Source organism: Capnocytophaga genosp. AHN8471 (assembly GCF_016806945.1).
Lineage (GTDB): Bacteria > Bacteroidota > Bacteroidia > Flavobacteriales > Flavobacteriaceae > Capnocytophaga > Capnocytophaga periodontitidis.
Genome location: NZ_JAESPJ010000006.1, coordinates 81,458 through 101,392, shown reverse-complemented (window position 1 = coordinate 101,392; position 19,935 = coordinate 81,458). Strand labels below are relative to the sequence as shown.

The following is a 19,935-nucleotide window of genomic DNA, read 5'->3' as shown; positions in this document are numbered from 1 at the left end:
TTTTTGAGTAAGATTTTTAGTTTTTAATATCAGTTGTCATACCAATAACGTTCATATTTTTTACCCCCGTTTACTCCATAAAAGTACTCATCAGGTTCTTCTGAAGAGCTGTAATCACTTGGAGGCGGGCAGTCGTATATCAACTTGTTTAAAGGCTCTTTTTTGAGTTTGTTATCCAATATTGAGAAAATATGTTGAATCTCAAAAAACTCTTTATTGTTTGTAATATGATATTTTCCTATGGCAATTCCAAAAGAATGTCCTTTTTTATCTAACTGACAGACAGCATAATCATTTGTTGTAAAAACTTTTACCACGCTTTTTATCACTTCCTTACCATTTTCTTTTTTAGTGATAAGTACGAGTCTTTCTCTTTGTTTACTATTAGTATAGGTGTAATCAGTAAAACTCTTTAAAACCACCCATTCTGAAACTAATACATTGCCATAAAGCACCTGTCCTCCTCCATCTATAAAATATTTGTTGTTTAAGCCAAATATTTTGGCTAATTTCTCAGAGCGATAAATCATCGTTCTACTGACCTCTTTTGAAGATTCTGAAAAGTCAGATAAATCTTGAAAAGAGATATAAGGGAGGTCGTTTTTTATTTCTTGAGCAATTGCTAAAGCAAATACAAAGAATGTGATAGTTGTTAAGATTTTTTTCATTGATTATTTATTTTAAGAGCTATCGGACGAGTCGGACGGGGCGGACAAGTAGGATGGGAGCGGATAGAGGATTTTTAATTGATTATTTATCAAAAATTAAATAACCTTAATGTTTCAGGGTTATAATTTTCAAAAGAGACTTTTCCAAAGTCTTTTTGAGTTCGAATTATATCAAAATCATCAGATGCATTGTTGAAAATATTTGAAACCTCTACTTTGTAAAGAAAAATTTCATTTGTTTTATAATCTATTGAAAAAGTAGTGTATTTTATTTGTATTGGATCTGTAGAGGTGTTTTCTTCAATAGTGAAAAAATGATTTTCAAAAGAAATATTTCTAAATCCTTCTCCACTTGTAATGGTTTTATTAATTATCTTACTATTAAAAAATAGTTTTTCTCTATTTTTATTACTTAAAACTATCTTTATGGTCACAAAAAGATCATCATCTCCTGAATCATAAACAATAAACCTATCCTCAATGCCATCTTTGTTTATATCCATTTTTTTCCTAAAAAGAATCTTTCCTAAATCACTATCGTCATCACTAGGCATTACATCCCTTTTCCCCGCTAAAATATCATCATTTAATATTTTAGAAATTACAAAATGCCCGTCCTTATCTTTTTCTAATAAATAGTCTACACAAGTTTCTTTTTCATAAGTGTCTCCAAATAGTAAAAAACAACATCTGTATTCATTTTTGTTTTCTAAAGGTGTTATTTTTAATGTACTATTGAGAATATCAGCAAAAAAATCTTGTCCATTTATAAAAGGGTCGTAATCTAATGTCATATCAGCAGATAGTTCGTCAATCTTTTCCAACAATTGCTTGGAAACATATTGCTTGAAAAGTACTTCTCGGTTATCTAACGAACCATTATAAACAGATGAATAAAAAGCTTTTAAAGTTGCTATAGCAACTTCTGTATCTGTAGGTGTAGGTTCAGTGGCAACGTTATTAGCGTTTTTCTTATCTCTACAGCTAATAAAAGCCATTAAAATAAATATGATAATAATTCTTTTCATATCTTAAAAATTTGTCAGACAAGTCGGACGAGGCGAACGAGTGGGATGGGGGAGGGGGAGATAGTGCTGCCCCCTGAAACCTGACCCCTGAGACCTGACCCCTAAATCATATTATACTGCTTTAGTTTTCTGTATAGTGTGCGTTCGGAAATTCCTAAAGCCTTAGCTGTTTCTTTGCGTTTGCCATCGTTGTGTTCTAACGATTTGCGTATCATCTCACGCTCTTGTTCTTGGAGTGAAAAACGCTCTTCTTCAGCAGCTTCCTCGTAGTCGTACACCACTTCGTGAGGAAGGATTTCTTTTTCGGCAGGCGTTACAGGTAAAAAAGCAAAAGAGGGAGGTGTAGGGTCGTTTTTGCGAGTGTCGTTGCCATAAATGCGATGGATGAGACCTTCGTTCTCTTGTTGTACTTGGGGGGAATTGCCGTGTTGTAGTAGCTCGAGAGTGAGTTTTTTCAGGTCGTTGAGGTCGTTTTTCATATCGAAAAGCACCTTGTAAAGCAGTTCACGTTCGTTGCTAAAATCACTATCTGAGCGGTTTTGTGCAGGGACTATTGAAGGCAGATTTGTCCCTTCGTCGGGCAAGTAAGAGCGCAAAAGACTTGCGGTGATGTCGCGGCGTTGTTCCAGCACTGAAATTTGTTCGGCTACATTGCGCAACTGGCGTATATTACCGCTCCAGCGGTAGTTTGTAAGCAATTGTACAGCATCTTCACTGAGCCTTACGGGAGGCATTTTGTATTTTTCGGCAAAATCCGAAGCGAACTTGCGGAAGAGCAGATGGATATCCTCTTTGCGTTCGCGCAAAGGAGGCAAGTGTATTTCCACGGTGCTGAGTCGGTAATAGAGGTCTTCGCGGAAACGTCCTTTTTTGATGGCTTCTTGCATTTGTACATTGGTAGCTGCTACAATGCGCACATTAGTTTTCTGTACTACTGAAGACCCTACTTTGATGAACTCACCATTTTCGATCACCCGCAAGAGGCGCACTTGAGTAGTGAGAGGCAGTTCGCCCACTTCGTCTAAGAAAATAGTACCGCCATCGGCTTCTTCAAAATAACCACTACGGGTAGCTGTAGCCCCTGTGAAAGCGCCTTTTTCGTGACCAAAAAGTTCAGAATCAATAGTGCCTTCGGGGATAGCCCCACAGTTCACAGCGATATATTTGCCGTGTTTGCGCATTGAGAGTGAGTGAATGATACGAGGGATAGCCTCTTTTCCCACCCCACTTTCACCGGTGATGAGCACCGAAATATCGGTAGGGGCGACTTGTATAGCTTTTTCGAGCGCACGATTGAGCTTTAAATCGTTGCCAATGATACCAAAACGCTGTTTTATTGCTTGTATATTTTCCACGTTTGTTACTTGAGAGTTTAGAGTTGCAAAGATATGAATAATTAACGAATTAGCAAATTTGCTCATTGGCTAATTTGCTATTTAACAAATTATTATTACTTTTGCCGTCTAAAACAATTCTAAATAACAATCGCTATGAAAAAAGAGTCTTCTCACCCTCATACTATTGCCGACCTTAAAAAAGGCGAAAAAGGTATCATTCAGGAGTTTGACTGTTGTAAAATTCCTCTTAAACTCATTGAATTAGGCTGTTTTGTAGGTAGTGAAGTGGAGGTACTCCAAAAGGCGACTTTTGGCGATCCTATTTACATTCGTATGAACGATGCTTATCTTTCCATTAGAAAAGATATGGCAAAAACAATTCAATTAGCAAATTAGGCATAAGTCGCACAAGCAATTTAATTAACAGATTTAGTAAATTGGCACATCTTAAAATCGCCCTTGTGGGCAACCCTAATACAGGAAAAACATCCCTTTTCAATGCGCTGACAGGCTTAAACCAAAAGGTGGGCAACTACCCTGGTATTACTGTAGAAAAGAAAATAGGGTATTGCAAACTCCCTAACAACCAGCAAGCTGAAATCATCGACTTGCCAGGTACCTATAGCCTCAACCCGAGTTCAGAAGACGAACAAGTGGCTGTAGAAACCCTCATCAACCGCCAAGGAGCATACTTCCCCGATGTGGTGGTGGTGGTGAGCGAGGTGAGTAACCTCAAGCAAAACTTGCTGCTCTTCACCCAAGTGAAAGACCTCCAGCTGCCTACCATTCTGGTTATCAATATGGCTGACCAGATGCAGCGCAAAGGCATCAGTATCAACCTCTCCAAATTAGAACAGTTGTTACACACTAAAGTCATCCTCACCAGCACCCGCAAAGGCGAGGGGCTTTTAGCATTGAAAGAAGCGATTACAAACTTCAAAGAATTGTCGCTTGCTCCTTGTGTGGATATGTCGCGTTTGGAGGCTATACCCTTTGGTACTTCGGAAAGTGAACAACGCCGTAAACAGCAGAAAGAGACTATTATCCGCTATCAGTTTATCAATGAAACTCTCAAAGAAACTTATGTGGTAGATCAGCACAAGGCACAGACCCTGCGCGCTCATCTCGACCGTTTTCTCATTCACCCCTTCTTTGGTTATGTGGTGTTTGCTGCCATACTATTGCTCATCTTCCAAGCCGTTTTCACTTGGTCGAGTTACCCAATGGACTGGATAGAGAACGAGTTTGGTATTTTAGGCGAATGGCTGGCTGCCAAATTACCGGCCGGCGCACTTACTAATTTGCTCATCGATGGGGTACTCCCCGGAATAGCAGGCATCACTGTGTTTATCCCGCAGATAGCCGTACTTTTCACCTTGATAGCTATTTTAGAAGAAAGCGGCTATATGAGTAGGGTAGTTTTTTTAATGGACAATGTGATGCGACGTTTTGGGCTTAGTGGCAAGAGTGTAGTGCCACTCATTTCGGGGGCTGCTTGTGCCGTGCCTGCCGTGATGATTGCCCGCAATATTGAGAATTGGAAAGAACGCCTTATCACCATACTCGTCACTCCGTTTATGACCTGCTCGGCACGTTTGCCCGTGTACCTCATCATCATCAATTTGGTAATTCCCGAAGGTGATTTTCTGTGGATTAGCTACAAAGCGTGGACGTTCTTTGCGATGTATTTCTTAGGCTTTGCAGTCGCGTTACTTTCGGCTTTTATCTTAGATAAAGTGCTAAAAATGAAAAAGAACAGTAGTTTCTTTATCGCCGAAATCCCCGACTATAAAATTCCGCTACTGCGCAATGTATGTCTTACAGTATACGAGAAAACCAAAGGTTTTGTGATGGGAGCGGGTAAGTTTATTTTGGCAATTTCGGTATTGTTGTGGTTCTTAGGCTCTCACGGAATGGGCGAAAAATACAACAGCATTGAGGCTACCGCCGAACAATTGGCACAAACACACCAATGGACAGAAGAACAAAAAGCGAATTACATCCAATCCGAAAGTTTAGAATACTCGTTTTTAGGCTACATAGGCAAGGGGATAGAACCCGTATTTCGTCCGCTGGGTTACGATTGGAAGATAAGCATAGGGGTAGTAGCCTCATTTGCGGCTCGTGAGGTGTTTATTAGCACACTATCAACGGTTTATAGTTTAGGAAAAGACCTTGATACCGAGGCTGAAGAAGGAGAACGCACGATTTTAGCAAAAATGCGCTCGGAAGTACACTCCGATGGCACCCCCGTATATACCCTTGGTACAGGAATTTCACTATTGCTCTACTACGCTTTTGCGATGCAATGCCTTAGTACGGTTGCTGTGGTACGCAAAGAAACCAATAGCTGGAAATGGACAGCCCTACAGTTTTTGTTTATGACGGGCATTGCTTATATAAGTGCGATGCTGGCGTTTATATTAATTAGATAATTAGCAAATTTGTCAATTAGCAAATTGGCAAATCGACAAATCGACAAATTATGAAGTTAGGTTTAGTATTTTCAGGTGGTGGAGTGCGCGCTTTGGCACACGCCGGATTGCTCAAAGCCTTAGAAGAAAAAGGCTTGCGACCATCAATTATTTCAGGCACCAGTGGAGGTGCTCTCATTGGGGCTCTTTATGCTTGTGGGGTAAAACCTGATGATATGGCGCAATTTTTCAAAGAAACACCCGTATTTAAATGGTCGATGCTCACTTTTAAGAAAGTAGGTTTGGTAGATAGCGCCAAATATACTAAATTCTTCGAAAAAGAATTTCAATACCACACTTTTGAAGAACTCCAACTGCCTTTAATCGTTACAGCTACCAATCTGTTGAATGGTAAAGTGCAGTATTTCAATCAAGGAGAACTCATACAGCCGCTAATAGCCTCAGCTGCTTTGCCACCCTATTTTTCACCCGTGAGAATAGGTGAAAGCCTCTATTGTGACGGCGGACTTTTAGATAACTTCCCGATAGAACCTATTAAAAAACAATGTGATAAAATCATTGGCAGCTTTGTAAACCCGTTGGAAACGATTACCGAAAAAGAGCTCAGCAACTCCTTTCAATTTATGCAACGCATCTACAACATCACAATGGACGGCAACTACAGTCGCAAATTCAAGAAATGTGATTTGCTATTGTTGCACAACCTCAGCAATATAGGGGTGCTGGATACCAAAATGATCGATCACGCTTTTGAATACGGTTATGAAATGGGAATAAAAAGATTAGCGGAGTTGAAAGATTAACAATTATTTAACAATTTTATTTCTCTAAAACTTGTACTTTTGCGGTCTAATTAAAAAAATGTATCAATGAAAAAAATCTTTATCGCCTTAATGGCAATGGTAGCTTTAGCCAGCTGTGGCAAAAGTGATGACAATGACGGAACAATCCAAGAAGGAGCATTCCCTAAAAAAATAACTGTAACTTATCCTAAAAACAATGAAAGTACAGTTATAGTGTATAATATTCAGAATGATAAAATATTATCATTTACTAAAACTGAATATAGTAATGGAGTACAAACAGGTACTACAGAGAATACAAAAATAGAATACAATGGTAATCTCATTAAACAAATAAAATCAGGAGAACCTTCTTCAGAGGATTATTCCATTATTGATTATCACTACGATGGACAAGGTCGTTTGGTGAGACGAACAATAGTAGAACCCAACGATGATGATGCAAAAACTGAAACCTATGAATATTCATACATAGGAGATCAACTCTCTAAAGAGGTTCATATTTATCCTTCAACAACCTATATTAATGGGCAGGAGAAAAAGATAAATCGGCATAATGAAAAAGTATTAGAGTACAATGGTAATATAATAACTGTAAATGAAATTAGTACTAGTCGTGATGGCAATGGAAATGTGGTAAGTGGTACAAGTACTCACACCAATACTATTGTCTATACCCTTTCCAATGGAAACTTAGTAAAAAAGGTGGAAAACCAAATAACAACTGAATATTTGTATGATACAAATACCAATCCAATGCCTTTAAACAAATTAAGAAAAACTACTGACCCTATCTACTTTTTGTCACCTGATATGAGTAAAAATAACTTGATAAAAACAGAAAAAACTTATATAGGTTATCAGGGAGTAGAAGTAAAAACAATTATTACTCAAGATCTTACTTATAATGAAAAAGGCTATCCTACGATGAACAAAAGGTATCGTCAAGAGGGTAATAATCCAAAAGAACTTAGTTCTATTACTGAATACGAGTATTAAGAATTTATATACTCATAAAAAGCGGCTTTTCAAAGCCGCTTTTTTTTATTCTTTTCAAGAGTCAATTTTCATCCTTTTTTGCAAAATCCTCAATTTTTGTCTATTCAAATTATCAAATCAATAATACGACTCTTTCTTTTCTGTTATATCTTTAAAATTTTAACACTTTAACTGCTTAAAACATCTTATCTTCATATAACCCTCTGATTTTCAATAAAAATACGTTAAAGTTTTGTTAAACTACTAATTTCATTAGGTTACTTTCAGTTGTTTTTCCTTACCTTTACCACGCAAAAAGATGATAAAATCGAAAATATAGCTACAAAGTTTTATCTCTTTTTAACATTTAAGAAGCATTAAAAAACACTAAAAACAAATTGATATGGAAAACACAGCAAAACTGATTTTTGAAGGGAAAGAATACGAATTTCCTATTGTAGTAGGGACTGAAAATGAAAAAGCAATCAATATTGAAAAATTGCGTGCCCTTACTGGTTTGATAACCTTAGATTCAGGTTATAAGAACACAGGCTCTTGCAAGAGTGCTATTACCTTTCTCGACGGTGAAAAAGGTATTTTGCGTTATCGTGGCTATAATATTGAAGAATTGGCTGCTAAAGCCGAGTTTCTCGAAGTAGCCTATCTTCTTATTTTTGGCGAACTCCCCACTGCCGAAGAGTATGACGATTTCAAAAAAACAATTCACAAGTACACCCTTGTACACGAGGATATGCGTCGTATTATGGACGGTTTCCCGCGCTCGGCGCACCCTATGGGGGTATTGGCATCGGCTACTAGTGCGCTCACTGCTTTCAACCCTGTGCCAGTGAATGTACATTGCCCCAAACACGTGTATCAAGCGGTCTGCAAAGCCATTGCTAAAGTAACCATTATAGCTTCTTGGGTATACCGCAAACGCGAAGGTTTACCACTGAATTACTACGACAACAGCAAGGGCTATATTGAGAACATTTTGCGCCTCTTCTTTGAAATTCCTACTGAGGAATACAAAATCAACCCTACTATTGTAAGAGCTCTCAACAAGTTGCTCATCCTCCACGGCGACCACGAACAGAACTGTTCTACTTCTACCGTACGTTTGGTAGGCTCTTCAGAGGCGGGTCTGTTTGCGAGTATTTCCTCTGGGGTTTCTGCCCTTTGGGGTCGTCTCCATGGCGGGGCAAACCAAGCGGTGATTGAGATGCTCGAAGAAATTCACAAAGACGGAGGTGATGTAGATAAGTTCATCAACAAAGCAAAAGACAAAAACGACCCTTTCCGCCTGATGGGCTTTGGTCACCGTGTGTACAAAAATTTCGACCCACGGGCTAAAATCATCAAAGTAGCTGCCGATGAGGTACTCAATGCTTTAGGCATTGACGACCCTATTCTCGGCATCGCTAAACATCTCGAAAAAGTAGCTTTGGAAGACGAGTACTTCAAATCGCGCAACCTCTACCCCAATGTCGATTTCTATTCAGGTATTATCTACAAAGCCTTGGGTATGCACTTAGAGATGTTCACCGTGCTTTTTGCTATCGGTCGTCTCCCTGGTTGGATTGCCCAATGGAAGGAAATGCGCCAAGGAGGAGAGCCTATCGGTCGTCCACGACAAATATACGTGGGAGCCACCGAAAGACCTTTTGTTGAATTGAATAAAAGATAAAAATGAAAAACATTATCTATACCATTACCGATGAGTCGCCCTATTTAGCTACTCATTCACTATTGCCCATCATCAGACGCTTTTGTGCCTCTTCGGGTATCAACTTTGAAGCCAAAGATATCTCATTGGCAGGGCGTATCTTAGCCTCTTTCCCCGATTTTCTCACAGAAGAACAACGCGTGCCCGATGCCCTTAGCGAACTGGGGGCGTTGGCAACGCGTCCGGAAGCCAATATCATCAAGTTGCCTAATATCAGTGCTTCGGTACCCCAACTGAAAGCGGCTATTGCCGAACTGCAATCACAAGGCTATGCGCTCCCCGATTACCCTGAAAACCCTACTGATGAAGCCGAAATGGCTATCAAACAGCGGTATGACAAGGTGAAAGGCAGTGCGGTGAATCCTGTGTTGCGCGAGGGTAATTCCGATAGGCGTGCCCCTAAATCGGTAAAACAATACGCTCAAACGCACCCGCATTCAATGGGCGGGTGGAGTGCTGAGAGTCTCACGGAAGTCGCTACGATGCAAGCGGGCGATTTCTACCACAACGAGCAATCGGTAACACTTCAAAAAGCCGATGTGGTGCGCATAGAGTTGGTAAGCCCTAAACACGAGGTGCAGGTGCTCAAAGCGGAGCTTCCTTTGCAAGCGGGTGAAGTGATAGACGCTACTTTTATGAGCAAAGAAGCGCTTTGCAAATTCTATAAAAAAGCCTTTGCCGAAGCGAAAGACAAGGGTGTACTCCTCTCTTTGCACCTGAAAGCTACAATGATGAAGGTTTCTGATCCTATTCTCTTTGGCTATGCGGTCGAAACGTACTTTGCTAATTTGTTCCAAAAACACCCGCGCGAACTGAAAGCCTTAGGGGTGAATGCACGTAACGGTCTTTCGGATATTCTGGCGAAAATAGAACAATTGCCTGCTGAAGAACAAGAACCTTTAAAACACGACATTGAGGGAGCGCTTGCGCGAGCAGCTGCTTTGGCAATGGTAAATTCCGATAAGGGGATTACCAACCTGCATTTCCCTAACGATGTGATTGTAGATGCTTCTATGCCAGCAATGATTCGCAATGGGGGAAAGATGTGGAATGCTAAAGGCGAGGCTCAAGATACTTTGGCGGTACTGCCCGATAGCACTTATGCGCGTATCTACCAAGTGGTGATTGACTTCTGTAAGAAATACGGGGCGTTTAATCCTGCTACGATGGGAAGCGTTGCCAATGTGGGCTTAATGGCTCAAAAAGCTGAGGAATACGGCTCGCACGATAAGACTTTCGAAATCCCTCATAGCGGACGCGTACAGGTGGTAGGCGCCGACGGTAAAGTGTACTTATCGCACAAGGTAGAAAAAGGCGATATCTGGCGTATGTGTACTGCGAAAGATGCTGCCATACAAGATTGGGTGAAATTAGCGGTAACACGCGCACGCCTCAGCAAAACACCTGCGGTCTTTTGGTTGGACGAGCACCGCGCTCACGATGCACAACTCATTAAAAAGGTAAAACTCTATTTGGCAACACTCGATACCGAGGGGGTAGATATCCGCATTATGTCGCCTGAAACGGCGATGCTCTTCACCTTAGAGCGCACTCGCAAGGGCAAAGATACCATTTCAGTAACCGGCAATGTGTTGCGCGATTACCTCACCGACTTGTTCCCTATCTTAGAATTGGGTACCAGTGCCAAAGTGCTCTCTATCGTCCCTTTGATGAATGGTGGCGGACTCTTTGAAACGGGTGCAGGGGGCTCAGCACCTAAATTAGCCGAACAACTCTTTGCCGAAAACCACTTGCGCTGGGATTCCTTAGGAGAATTTCTCGCCTTAGGAGCTTCGTTAGAGCATTTTGCACAAAAACACGAGAATCCCAAAGCCTTAGTGTTAGCCCAAACGCTCGATGAGGCAACGAGTAAACTGTTGAACAACGACAAATCGCCTCAAGCCAAAGTAGGTACGCTCGACAATCGCGGAAGTCACTTCTATTTGGCGCTTTATTGGGCAGAAGCCTTAGCGACACAAACTCAAGATAGCGCACTTGCCGAAGAGTTTGCTCCTATCGCCAAAGCCCTAAAAGACAACGAAACGACTATCGTGGAAGAGCTGACCCGCATACAAGGCACGCCGGTAGATTTAGCAGGTTATTACCACCCCGATTTCACCAAAGTAGCCAAAGTTATGCAAGGAAGTAAAACCCTATTGTTAATTATTAATTCTTAATTGTTAATTGAATTATGGTTTTTGATATTGAAATGATAAAGAAGGTCTACGCCCAATTTCCTGAACGCGTAGACAAAGCCCGTCAAGTGGTAGGACGACCCCTTACCCTTGCTGAAAAAATATTGTATACTCACTTGTGGGACGGCACTCCTTCACGTGCTTTTGAGCGCGGTAAAGACTATGTAGATTTCGCCCCCGACCGTATCGCTTGTCAAGATGCGACCGCTCAAATGGCGCTCTTGCAGTTTATGCAAGCGGGCAAAAGCAAAGTGGCTGTCCCTACCACCGTGCACTGCGACCACCTGATACAAGCCAAAATAGGTGCTGCAACCGACCTGAAAGTGGCTACTGAACAATCTAAAGAAGTATTCGATTTCCTCTCTTCGGTATCCAACAAATATGGCATTGGTTTCTGGAAACCTGGCGCAGGGATTATTCACCAAATAGTCTTAGAAAACTACGCTTTCCCTGGTGGAATGATGATAGGTACCGATTCGCATACGGTGAATGCTGGAGGATTAGGAATGCTCGCCATTGGTGTAGGCGGTGCCGATGCCGTTGATGTGATGGCAGGAATGCCGTGGGAACTGAAATTTCCTAAGCTCATAGGCGTAAAACTCACGGGTAAACTCAGCGGTTGGACTGCCCCAAAAGACGTGATTCTTAAAGTCGCCGATATACTCACCGTAAAAGGGGGTACGGGCGCTATTGTGGAATACTTCGGCGAGGGTGCTAAATCGCTTTCGTGTACGGGAAAAGGAACTATATGTAATATGGGTGCCGAAATAGGGGCTACTACCTCTACTTTTGGCTATGATGAGGCGATGCGTCGCTATCTGCTTGCCACTGGGCGCGAAGAAGTAGCCCTCGCTGCCGATGCCATTGCGCCTTACCTCACCGCCGACCCCGAAGTATATGCTGACCCTGAAAAGTATTTCGACCAACTCATCGAGATAGACCTCTCTGCCTTAGAGCCTTATATCAATGGGCCTTTTACCCCCGATAGAGGCACTCCTGTATCCAAAATGAAGGAGGTAGCCCGTGCCAACGATTGGCCTCTCGAGGTGCAATGGGGGCTCATCGGTTCGTGTACTAACTCGTCTTACGAAGATCTCACCCGCGCGGTTTCGGTCGTAAAACAAGCCTTGGAAAAGAGAATTACCCCTAAAGCTTCCTTTGGTATCAACCCTGGCTCTGAACAAATACGATATACTACTGAACGCGACGGCATCATAGACATCTTCGAGCAGTTGGGCACCCGTGTGTTTACCAACGCTTGTGGTCCCTGCATTGGTCAGTGGGACAGAGAAGGCGCTGAAAAACAAGAGAAAAATACGATTGTGCATTCTTTCAACCGCAACTTCTCCAAACGTGCCGACGGCAACCCTAATACCCACGCTTTTGTTGCTTCACCCGAAATGGTAGCAGCTTTGGCGATTGCCGGTAGGTTAGACTTCAACCCTATCACCGATACGTTGCTCAACGACCAAGGTGAAGCGGTAAAACTCACTCCTCCTTATGGCGAAGAGTTGCCTTCTAAAGGTTTTGCAGTTGATGACCCTGGCTATCAGGCTCCCGCCAAAGATGGTAGCAACATCGAGGTCGTGGTATCGCCTACCTCCAACCGTTTGCAACTACTCACGCCTTTCGCTCCTTGGGACGGTGAGAATATCACAGGGGCTAAACTCCTTATCAAAGCGCAAGGCAAATGCACCACCGACCATATTTCGATGGCAGGGGCTTGGTTGCGTTTCCGCGGACATTTGGACAATATTTCCAACAATATGCTCATAGGGGCGGTAAATGCTTTCAACGGTAAAACTAACTCTGTAAAAAACCAACTTACCGGCGAATACGACGAAGTGCCTAAAGTACAACGCGCCTATAAGGCAGCAGGAATCCCTTCTATTATAGTAGGCGACCACAACTATGGCGAGGGCTCTTCACGTGAGCACGCCGCTATGGAACCTCGTCATTTGGGGGTACGAGCGGTATTGGTGAAATCGTTTGCGCGCATTCACGAAACCAACCTTAAAAAGCAAGGAATGCTCGCCCTCACCTTTGCTAATGAAGCCGATTACGACAAGATTCAAGAAGACGACGTGATCAATTTCCTCGACCTCACCGCCTTTGCGCCTGGCACTCCTTTACACTTAGAATTTGTACATAAAGATGGCAGTAAGGACGTGATTACCTGCAACCATACCTACAACGCCCAGCAAATAGGTTGGTTTAAAGCAGGAAGCGCCCTGAATAAATTAGCGAATTAGCAAATTTGGAATTAGTAAATATTATCGACTTTGCCAAAGGTAACCGTCCGTACGGCTCACACCTTTGGCAAAGTTTTTTATATTCTAAATGCCACTTGCTAAATCTACACAAGAAATTTTCCGAAACTCAAAATTGTTACTTGTCACTTGCTAATTGTTAATTATTTTGTACTTTTGCCTCTCGAAAAAGACTAAATGAACCACTCCGCTTTTATGATGATTGATAAAATAAAAGAACACATCGCTAAAATTGAGGATTTTACAGCGAAAACTAAAGACGAACTCGAACAGTTCCGCATTCAGTACCTCGGTAAAAAAGGTGTCCTAAACGACTTTTTTGCTGCTTTCAAAGAAGTACCTAATGAAGAAAAAAAGACTTTTGGGCAGGTAGTGAATGAACTCAAACAAAAAGCTGAAGCTAAAGTACAAGAATGGCGCGACCGTCTTGAAGAACGCAACGAGAGTAAAGGAGTATATGGCGATTTGAGCCGCCCTGCTACCCCAGCCCCCATTGGCGCTCGCCATCCTATTTCTCTGGTGAAAAACGAAATCGTAAAAATCTTCGCGAATATTGGCTTTGATGTTTCCGATGGCCCCGAAATGGAAGATGATTGGCATAACTTCACTGCTCTCAATCTCCCCGAATACCACCCTGCACGCGATATGCAGGACACTTTCTTTATACAAACTAATCCCGATATCCTCTTGCGCACTCACACTAGTTCAGTGCAGATACGTTATATGGAAAATCACCAGCCACCTATCCGCACAATCTCCCCAGGGCGTGTGTTCCGCAACGAGGCTATCTCTGCTCGCTCTCACTGCTTGTTTCACCAAGTAGAAGGCTTGTATATCGATAAAAACGTATCTTTTGCCGACCTCAAACAAACACTGTTGTACTTCACTAAAGAAATGTTTGGCAAATCACGTATCCGCTTGCGTCCGTCCTACTTCCCTTTCACTGAACCCAGTGCCGAAGTAGATATCTATTGGGGGCTCAACAACGAGGTAGATTACCGCATCACCAAAGGAACCGGTTGGCTCGAAATTATGGGTTGTGGTATGACCGACCCTAATGTGCTTAAAAACTGCGGTATCGATAGCGAACAGTACAGCGGTTTTGCTTTTGGTATGGGCGTTGAGCGCATCGCAATGTTGCTCTACCAAATCGGTGACATCCGTATGTTCTACGAGAACGATGCCCGCTTCTTAGAACAATTCAAAAGCGCCCTTTAATACATAAAAATAGAAATATGACAACAGTGAATAAAAACATACATAAACCTATGTTTAAAGTAGGGGAGGAGGTACTCATAGCTCCACAAGTCACTAATGAAAAAGAATGGCTTAAAGGAATAGTAATAGATATTGAAGACAACCCTTTTGTAGGTTTTGTGATTACAGCCAAAACAAAAGAACTCGGCGAATTTTTTGATAAAGAATACTTGTTTAAAAAATTGAATTGAGATGTTTGCTATTACTTTTGATATGGTTATTTCCGATTTGGAAAAGTATTACGGTTCGCCTTATCACTCTGCTTATACTGAAATTCGTAAAGTATTGGCTGATTGTGGTTTTTATTGGATACAAGGAAGTGTGTATGTAACCAATGAAGAGAATTTATATGTAGTGACCAAAGCAATGAATGCCCTTGATGCTATTTCTTGGTTTAGAAAGTCTGTTAGAGATATCAGAGCTTTTGAAATTAAAAATTGGTCAGATTTTACCCAAATGTTTAAAATTGAAAAATAATTCACAAACATCGTCAATTGTCAATCGTCAATTGTCAATTGAAAACGTTTCTTTTGCCTACGATGGGCAACCCGAATTACTGAAAAACATCTCCTTTGAACTCTCACAAGGCGAACACCTTTCCTTGATGGGCGAAAGCGGCTGCGGTAAGAGTACCCTTCTCAAAGTTATCTACGGACTTGTAGATGTACAACAAGGCTCTGTTCTCTTTCACAACGAGCGCGTCTGGGGGCCTTCACGTCAGTTAGTACCTGGTTTCAAAACGATGAAATACCTCGCTCAAGATTTTGGCTTAGGCCCCTATCACACTGTCGCTGAAAACGTAGGAAAGTTCATCTCCAATCTCGATTTAGTTTACAAAAAAGAACGTGTAATGGAGCTCCTCACCTTAGTAGGTATGGAGCGCTTTGCTCTCTTAAAAGCCCTAAACCTCAGTGGTGGCGAAAAACAACGTGTCGCATTAGCAATGGCATTAGCGCAAGAACCCCAATTGCTGTTGCTTGATGAGCCTTTTAGTCAGATAGATAATTTTAGAAAAAACGATTTGCAACGCATCCTTTTTACTTATCTAAAAGAGCAGAATATCAGTTGTATTGTAGCAACTCACGACGGTAAAGATGCCCTTTCTTATTCCGATAAAACTGCGATAATGCGTAAAGGTGAATTGTTGTATTTCGGCAACACTCTCAACATCTACGCCCAAGATACCGATGCCTATACAGCTTCTCTCTTTGGCGAAGTAACTACCTATCAAGGCAAACTCTTCAAGCCTCATCAAATAGCACTTGCTCCTCAACCCACTAATTGGCAGGTTTCTGTGCAACATAGCTATTTTCAAGGAGCTCACTATCTTATAGAAGCTACTACTCCCGAAACAAAAGTCTATTTCTATCACCCCGTCCCGCTTGCTAAAAACGCTACAGTTCATTTACAAATCAAATAGCCCGCGCGGATCGCACCAAATTGCCAAATGTATTTCCATCACTATAATATCGTTACTCCTTTAGGACTCGACCTCCCTACCACCGCTCATTTGGTGCTGAGAGAACAATCGGGCATCGCTCGTTATCCAATCTATGGGCAGCTCACTAATGTTTGTCTTTCTAAAATAGGCGATGGGGCTTTAGAGAGCAAGTACCAGCAACTCGTGGGGCGTGAAGGTTTTTCGCGATTGGAAAAAATGCTCCTTTTGGCAGTTGTTCCTATACTTCATCATATCAAAATCACCCCTCGCACCGCTCTAATTCTTTCCACGACCAAAGGCAATATTTCAGCACTTGCCAAAGGAAATCCTACTCCTTTACTTTCAACTACTGCCCAAAAAATCGCTACTGCAATAGGTATTACCACTACGCCTATTGTGTTATCTAATGCCTGTGTATCAGGAGCAATGGCGCTCTCAGTAGCCGATAGTCTGCTAAAAACAGATAGTTATGATAGTGCTGTGGTATTAGCTGGCGATGAGATAAGCGAATTTGTACTTTCGGGCTTTCAGTCCTTTCAAGCGATGAGTGCTAAACCTTGCAAGCCTTACGACGCTACCCGCGATGGCATTACCTTGGGTGAAGCAACCGCCGCTGTATATGTGAGTAAAGAAGCGCAAGGTGCTAAAGCTCAACTCTTAGGAAGTAGTTCTATCAACGATGCCAATCATATTTCAGGACCTTCACGCACCGGCGAAGGATTGTATTTGAGTGTGCAAAATGCCTTAGACGAAGCTAAACTACAGCCTCAACAAATCGATTTGATCAACGCTCACGGTACGGGTACTCTCTATAACGACGAGATGGAAAGTATTGCCTTTATGCGCGCCAATCTCCTCTCTGCTCCTCTCAATAGTTACAAAGGCTATTTTGGGCATACACTCGGTACTTCAGGGCTACTTGAAACCCTGCTTACTATAGAGTTAGCCCGTTATAAAACCCTTCTAAAAAGCCTCAATTTCGATACACTTGGCGTTTCTCATCCTATAAAAGTACTGAGAACAACCGAGTATAAAGAGGTGCATTACTTCCTCAAAACAGCCTCAGGCTTCGGAGGCAGCAACACCGCACTTGTAATTAAACAATTATAACCCCTTAATATATAATCATTAACATCTAAGTATTATTTTTTTTGTTAAAAAAAAGTGAATAAAAATTTGCGTATAAAGAAAATATTCGTAACTTTGAGCCCGATTTTAACACCATAAAGTAATAAAAAGATGAGAAAAATAATTTTGTTGATGAGCATTTTTGCTATCCATCTCTCTATGGCACAGCAACAAAGCTCTCCCGATGGCAGTGTGATACTCTCTTTTTCACTGAAAAGTGATGGAACTCCTTCGTATAAGGTGTCCTACAAAAATAAACCAGTGATAAACGAAAGTACTTTAGGTTTTACTCTTAAAAAAGCTGAACCTTTAACTAATAACTTTAAAGTAGTAGATACTAAAAAATCTACCTTTAAAGAAACGTGGAAACCCGTATGGGGGGAAGAAAGCGAAATTCTAAACCACTACAACGAACTTCTCGTGCAATTGCAACAAGAGAAAACCAACCGAAAAATGAATATTCGCTTTCGTGTGTATAATGAAGGTGTCGGATTCCGTTACGAATTCCCTTCTCAAAAAGAACTTACCTATTTTGTAGTAGAAGAAGAGCTCTCTCAGTTTGCGATGACGGGTGACCATACCGCTTGGTGGATTCCTGGCGATTACGATACCCAAGAATACGACTATACAGAAAGCAAACTCTCCGAAATTCGCGGACTGATGAAACAAGCCGTAACCGAGAACGTGTCTCAGTTCGCTTTTTCACCTACCGGCGTACAAACTTCTTTAATGATGAAAACCAAAGATGGCTTGTATATCAATCTTCACGAAGCTGCCTTGGTTGATTATTCCTTGATGAACCTCAATCTCGACGACAAAACTTTCACCTTCCAATCTTGGCTCACCCCCGATGCTCAAGGTGATAAAGGTTACCTAATGGCGCCTTGCCACAGCCCTTGGCGTACGATTATGGTAAGCGACGATGCTCGTAAAATCTTAGCTTCTCGCTTGATTCTCAACCTTAACGAACCTTGTGCTATTGCCGATACTTCGTGGATTAAACCTGTAAAATACGTCGGTGTTTGGTGGGAAATGATTACCGGTAAAAACTCTTGGAGCTATACGAACGACCTTCCTACTATCGACCTCAATACCGTTGATTACAGCAAAACTAAACCTAATGGTACTCACGGCGCTAACAACGAAGAAGTGCGCAAATATATCGATTTTGCAGCTAAACACGGCTTCGACCAAGTGCTTGTAGAAGGTTGGAATATAGGTTGGGAAGATTGGTTTGGTCACAAAAAAGACTATGTGTTCGATTTTGTAACCCCTTATCCCGATTTCGACCTCAAAGCGCTCAATGACTACGCGCACTCTAAAGGTGTAAAACTGATGATGCACCACGAAACTTCTGGCTCTACTCGCAACTACGAACGCCACATCAAAGCCGCTTACGAGTTGATGAACAAATATGGTTATAACTCAGTGAAAAGCGGCTATGTAGGCGATATTCTTCCAGTGGGTGAACACCATTATAGTCAATCAACTATCAACCACTACCTCTATGCAATCAAAGAAGCTGCTAAATACAAAATAATGGTAAATGCGCACGAAGCAGTACGCCCTACAGGCCTTTGCCGTACTTACCCAAATATGATAGGTAACGAATCTGCTCGCGGTACTGAGTACGAGGCTTTTGGGGGTAATAAAGTATTCCACACTACCATCTTGCCTTTCACTCGTTTGCAAGGAGGCCCAATGGATTATACCCCTGGTATCTTCGAAACCGAAATGAAGTATGTAAATCCTAATAACAACAGTCAGATACGCAGTACCTTGGCTCGCCAATTAGCCTTGTATGTAACAATGTACAGTCCGCTACAAATGGCAGCCGACTTGCCAGAGAACTACGAAAAGTATATGGATGCCTTCCAATTCATCAAAGATGTACCCGTAGATTGGCAAAAAAGCGTATACCTTGAAGCTGAACCTGGTCGTTATATCACCATTGCGCGTAAAGATAAACACAGCAACAATTGGTATGTAGGTTGCACCGCTCACGAAGGCGGACATACTTCAGAACTCTTGCTCAACTTCCTCGACAAAGATAAGAAGTATGAGGCTACCATCTATGCCGATGCCAAAGATGCCAATTGGAAAACCAATCCTAAGGCATATACAATCACCAAACAAAAAGTAAATGCTAAAACCAAATTAAAACTCACAGCCGCTCAAGGCGGTGGCTATGCTATTAGCATTAAAGAATTAGCAAATTAGCAAAATTAGAAAATTAACCAATGATTGTTTATGCAAAAGCCTAATGTGATTTTAGAAAAGACTTTTCAGTTTTCTCTTAGAATTGTTGAGCTTTGTAATGTTTTGGAGGAGAATAGAAAATATGCTATTGCGAACCAATTATTAAGGTCTGGCACTTCTATAGGAGCTAATGTGAGAGAGGCTCAGAATGCAGAAAGTCAGCAGGACTTTATCCATAAGTTTAAAATTGCAGCTAAGGAAGCCGAAGAAACAATGTATTGGTTAGATATATGTTTATATTCAAGTGATTATCCTGATACTCAAGTAGAAAAACAGGAATTGTTGAATATTATGTATATAATAAATAGTATTATAGGAACAATGAAAAGAAAATTAGTGAATTAGTGAATTACAAATAAATGGTATAGAAATTTGCTAATTTTCAAATTTTCAAATTTTCAAATTAGAAA

At 41.5% G+C, this 19,935-nt stretch carries 17 protein-coding genes; 14 read left to right on the top strand and 3 right to left on the bottom strand.

All coding sequences use genetic code 11. From position 1 onward, the window contains the following. Window positions 1–29 precede the first annotated feature (29 nt). The 3 genes from JMN12_RS02175 to JMN12_RS02165 form a co-directional block, all read right to left on the bottom strand. Window positions 30–668, bottom strand: coding sequence for a hypothetical protein (locus JMN12_RS02175; RefSeq protein ID WP_203084742.1), 639 nt, complete (start codon window positions 666–668; stop codon window positions 30–32). An 89-nt stretch (window positions 669–757) separates the two neighbouring features. Further along, entirely contained in the window at window positions 758–1,696 is a 939-nt protein-coding gene (locus JMN12_RS02170) for a hypothetical protein (protein ID WP_203084741.1), read from the bottom strand. Between the two features lie 101 nt (window positions 1,697–1,797). Next, complete coding sequence (locus JMN12_RS02165) at window positions 1,798–3,051, bottom strand: sigma-54 interaction domain-containing protein (RefSeq protein ID WP_203137071.1); 1,254 nt, start codon at window positions 3,049–3,051, stop codon at window positions 1,798–1,800. A 135-nt stretch (window positions 3,052–3,186) separates the two neighbouring features. Here JMN12_RS02165 and JMN12_RS02160 point away from each other — a divergent pair, with 135 nt between their 5' ends. The 14 genes from JMN12_RS02160 (at window position 3,187) to JMN12_RS02095 (ending at window position 19,870) form a co-directional block, all read left to right on the top strand. Further along, window positions 3,187–3,429 (top strand): ferrous iron transport protein A, encoded by a 243-nt coding sequence (locus JMN12_RS02160; protein ID WP_096088611.1) that lies wholly within the window; start codon window positions 3,187–3,189, stop codon window positions 3,427–3,429. 41 nt (window positions 3,430–3,470) lie between these two features. After that, window positions 3,471–5,468, top strand: a complete 1,998-nt coding sequence (feoB, locus tag JMN12_RS02155) for a ferrous iron transport protein B (RefSeq protein ID WP_203136642.1) — start codon at window positions 3,471–3,473, stop codon at window positions 5,466–5,468. 50 nt (window positions 5,469–5,518) lie between these two features. Next, window positions 5,519–6,271, top strand: coding sequence for a patatin-like phospholipase family protein (locus tag JMN12_RS02150; protein ID WP_009412857.1), 753 nt, complete (start codon window positions 5,519–5,521; stop codon window positions 6,269–6,271). Window positions 6,272–6,337: 66 nt separating this feature from the next. Beyond that, window positions 6,338–7,270 (top strand): hypothetical protein, encoded by a 933-nt coding sequence (locus JMN12_RS02145; RefSeq protein WP_203136640.1) that lies wholly within the window; start codon window positions 6,338–6,340, stop codon window positions 7,268–7,270. A 382-nt stretch (window positions 7,271–7,652) separates the two neighbouring features. Beyond that, on the top strand, window positions 7,653–8,936 hold the full coding sequence (locus tag JMN12_RS02140) for a citrate synthase (RefSeq protein ID WP_203080934.1): 1,284 nt from the start codon (window positions 7,653–7,655) through the stop codon (window positions 8,934–8,936). Window positions 8,937–8,938: 2 nt separating this feature from the next. Continuing rightward, window positions 8,939–11,152 carry an NADP-dependent isocitrate dehydrogenase gene (locus JMN12_RS02135; protein WP_203136638.1) on the top strand — a complete coding sequence of 738 codons (2,214 nt, stop codon included), beginning with the start codon at window positions 8,939–8,941 and terminating at the stop codon, window positions 11,150–11,152. A 14-nt stretch (window positions 11,153–11,166) separates the two neighbouring features. Next, window positions 11,167–13,422 carry an aconitate hydratase gene (locus JMN12_RS02130; RefSeq protein ID WP_203136636.1) on the top strand — a complete coding sequence of 752 codons (2,256 nt, stop codon included), beginning with the start codon at window positions 11,167–11,169 and terminating at the stop codon, window positions 13,420–13,422. A 213-nt stretch (window positions 13,423–13,635) separates the two neighbouring features. Next, entirely contained in the window at window positions 13,636–14,658 is a 1,023-nt protein-coding gene (pheS, locus tag JMN12_RS02125; protein ID WP_198465912.1) for a phenylalanine--tRNA ligase subunit alpha, read from the top strand. Between the two features lie 17 nt (window positions 14,659–14,675). Then, on the top strand, window positions 14,676–14,888 hold the full coding sequence (locus tag JMN12_RS02120) for a hypothetical protein (protein WP_009412850.1): 213 nt from the start codon (window positions 14,676–14,678) through the stop codon (window positions 14,886–14,888). A 1-nt stretch (window position 14,889) separates the two neighbouring features. Then, complete coding sequence (locus JMN12_RS02115) at window positions 14,890–15,174, top strand: virulence protein (RefSeq protein ID WP_009412849.1); 285 nt, start codon at window positions 14,890–14,892, stop codon at window positions 15,172–15,174. Beyond that, entirely contained in the window at window positions 15,164–16,117 is a 954-nt protein-coding gene (locus JMN12_RS02110; RefSeq protein WP_203136634.1) for an ABC transporter ATP-binding protein, read from the top strand. The genes JMN12_RS02115 and JMN12_RS02110 overlap by 11 nt, the downstream gene beginning before the upstream one ends. Before the next feature lie 27 nt (window positions 16,118–16,144). Next, entirely contained in the window at window positions 16,145–17,248 is a 1,104-nt protein-coding gene (locus JMN12_RS02105; protein ID WP_088592893.1) for a beta-ketoacyl synthase N-terminal-like domain-containing protein, read from the top strand. Window positions 17,249–17,377: 129 nt separating this feature from the next. Then, window positions 17,378–19,486 carry a glycoside hydrolase family 97 protein gene (locus JMN12_RS02100; RefSeq protein WP_203136632.1) on the top strand — a complete coding sequence of 703 codons (2,109 nt, stop codon included), beginning with the start codon at window positions 17,378–17,380 and terminating at the stop codon, window positions 19,484–19,486. 30 nt (window positions 19,487–19,516) lie between these two features. Further along, window positions 19,517–19,870 (top strand): four helix bundle protein, encoded by a 354-nt coding sequence (locus tag JMN12_RS02095; RefSeq protein ID WP_009412845.1) that lies wholly within the window; start codon window positions 19,517–19,519, stop codon window positions 19,868–19,870. Window positions 19,871–19,935 lie beyond the last annotated feature (65 nt).

Bases quoted from the DNA above. Each gene is read 5' to 3' on its own strand.
- JMN12_RS02150 (WP_009412857.1), top strand. From the start codon at position 5,519: ATGAAGTTAGGTTTAGTATTTTCAGGTGGTGGAGTGCGCGCTTTGGCA.
- JMN12_RS02140 (WP_203080934.1), top strand. From the start codon at position 7,653: ATGGAAAACACAGCAAAACTGATTTTTGAAGGGAAAGAATACGAATTT.
- pheS (WP_198465912.1), top strand. From the start codon at position 13,636: ATGATGATTGATAAAATAAAAGAACACATCGCTAAAATTGAGGATTTT.
- JMN12_RS02135 (WP_203136638.1), top strand. From the start codon at position 8,939: ATGAAAAACATTATCTATACCATTACCGATGAGTCGCCCTATTTAGCT.
- JMN12_RS02105 (WP_088592893.1), top strand. From the start codon at position 16,145: ATGTATTTCCATCACTATAATATCGTTACTCCTTTAGGACTCGACCTC.
- JMN12_RS02170 (WP_203084741.1), bottom strand. From the start codon at position 1,696: ATGAAAAGAATTATTATCATATTTATTTTAATGGCTTTTATTAGCTGT.
- JMN12_RS02145 (WP_203136640.1), top strand. From the start codon at position 6,338: ATGAAAAAAATCTTTATCGCCTTAATGGCAATGGTAGCTTTAGCCAGC.
- JMN12_RS02095 (WP_009412845.1), top strand. From the start codon at position 19,517: ATGCAAAAGCCTAATGTGATTTTAGAAAAGACTTTTCAGTTTTCTCTT.
- JMN12_RS02120 (WP_009412850.1), top strand. From the start codon at position 14,676: ATGACAACAGTGAATAAAAACATACATAAACCTATGTTTAAAGTAGGG.
- JMN12_RS02130 (WP_203136636.1), top strand. From the start codon at position 11,167: ATGGTTTTTGATATTGAAATGATAAAGAAGGTCTACGCCCAATTTCCT.
- JMN12_RS02100 (WP_203136632.1), top strand. From the start codon at position 17,378: ATGAGAAAAATAATTTTGTTGATGAGCATTTTTGCTATCCATCTCTCT.
- JMN12_RS02175 (WP_203084742.1), bottom strand. From the start codon at position 668: ATGAAAAAAATCTTAACAACTATCACATTCTTTGTATTTGCTTTAGCA.
- JMN12_RS02160 (WP_096088611.1), top strand. From the start codon at position 3,187: ATGAAAAAAGAGTCTTCTCACCCTCATACTATTGCCGACCTTAAAAAA.
- JMN12_RS02115 (WP_009412849.1), top strand. From the start codon at position 14,890: ATGTTTGCTATTACTTTTGATATGGTTATTTCCGATTTGGAAAAGTAT.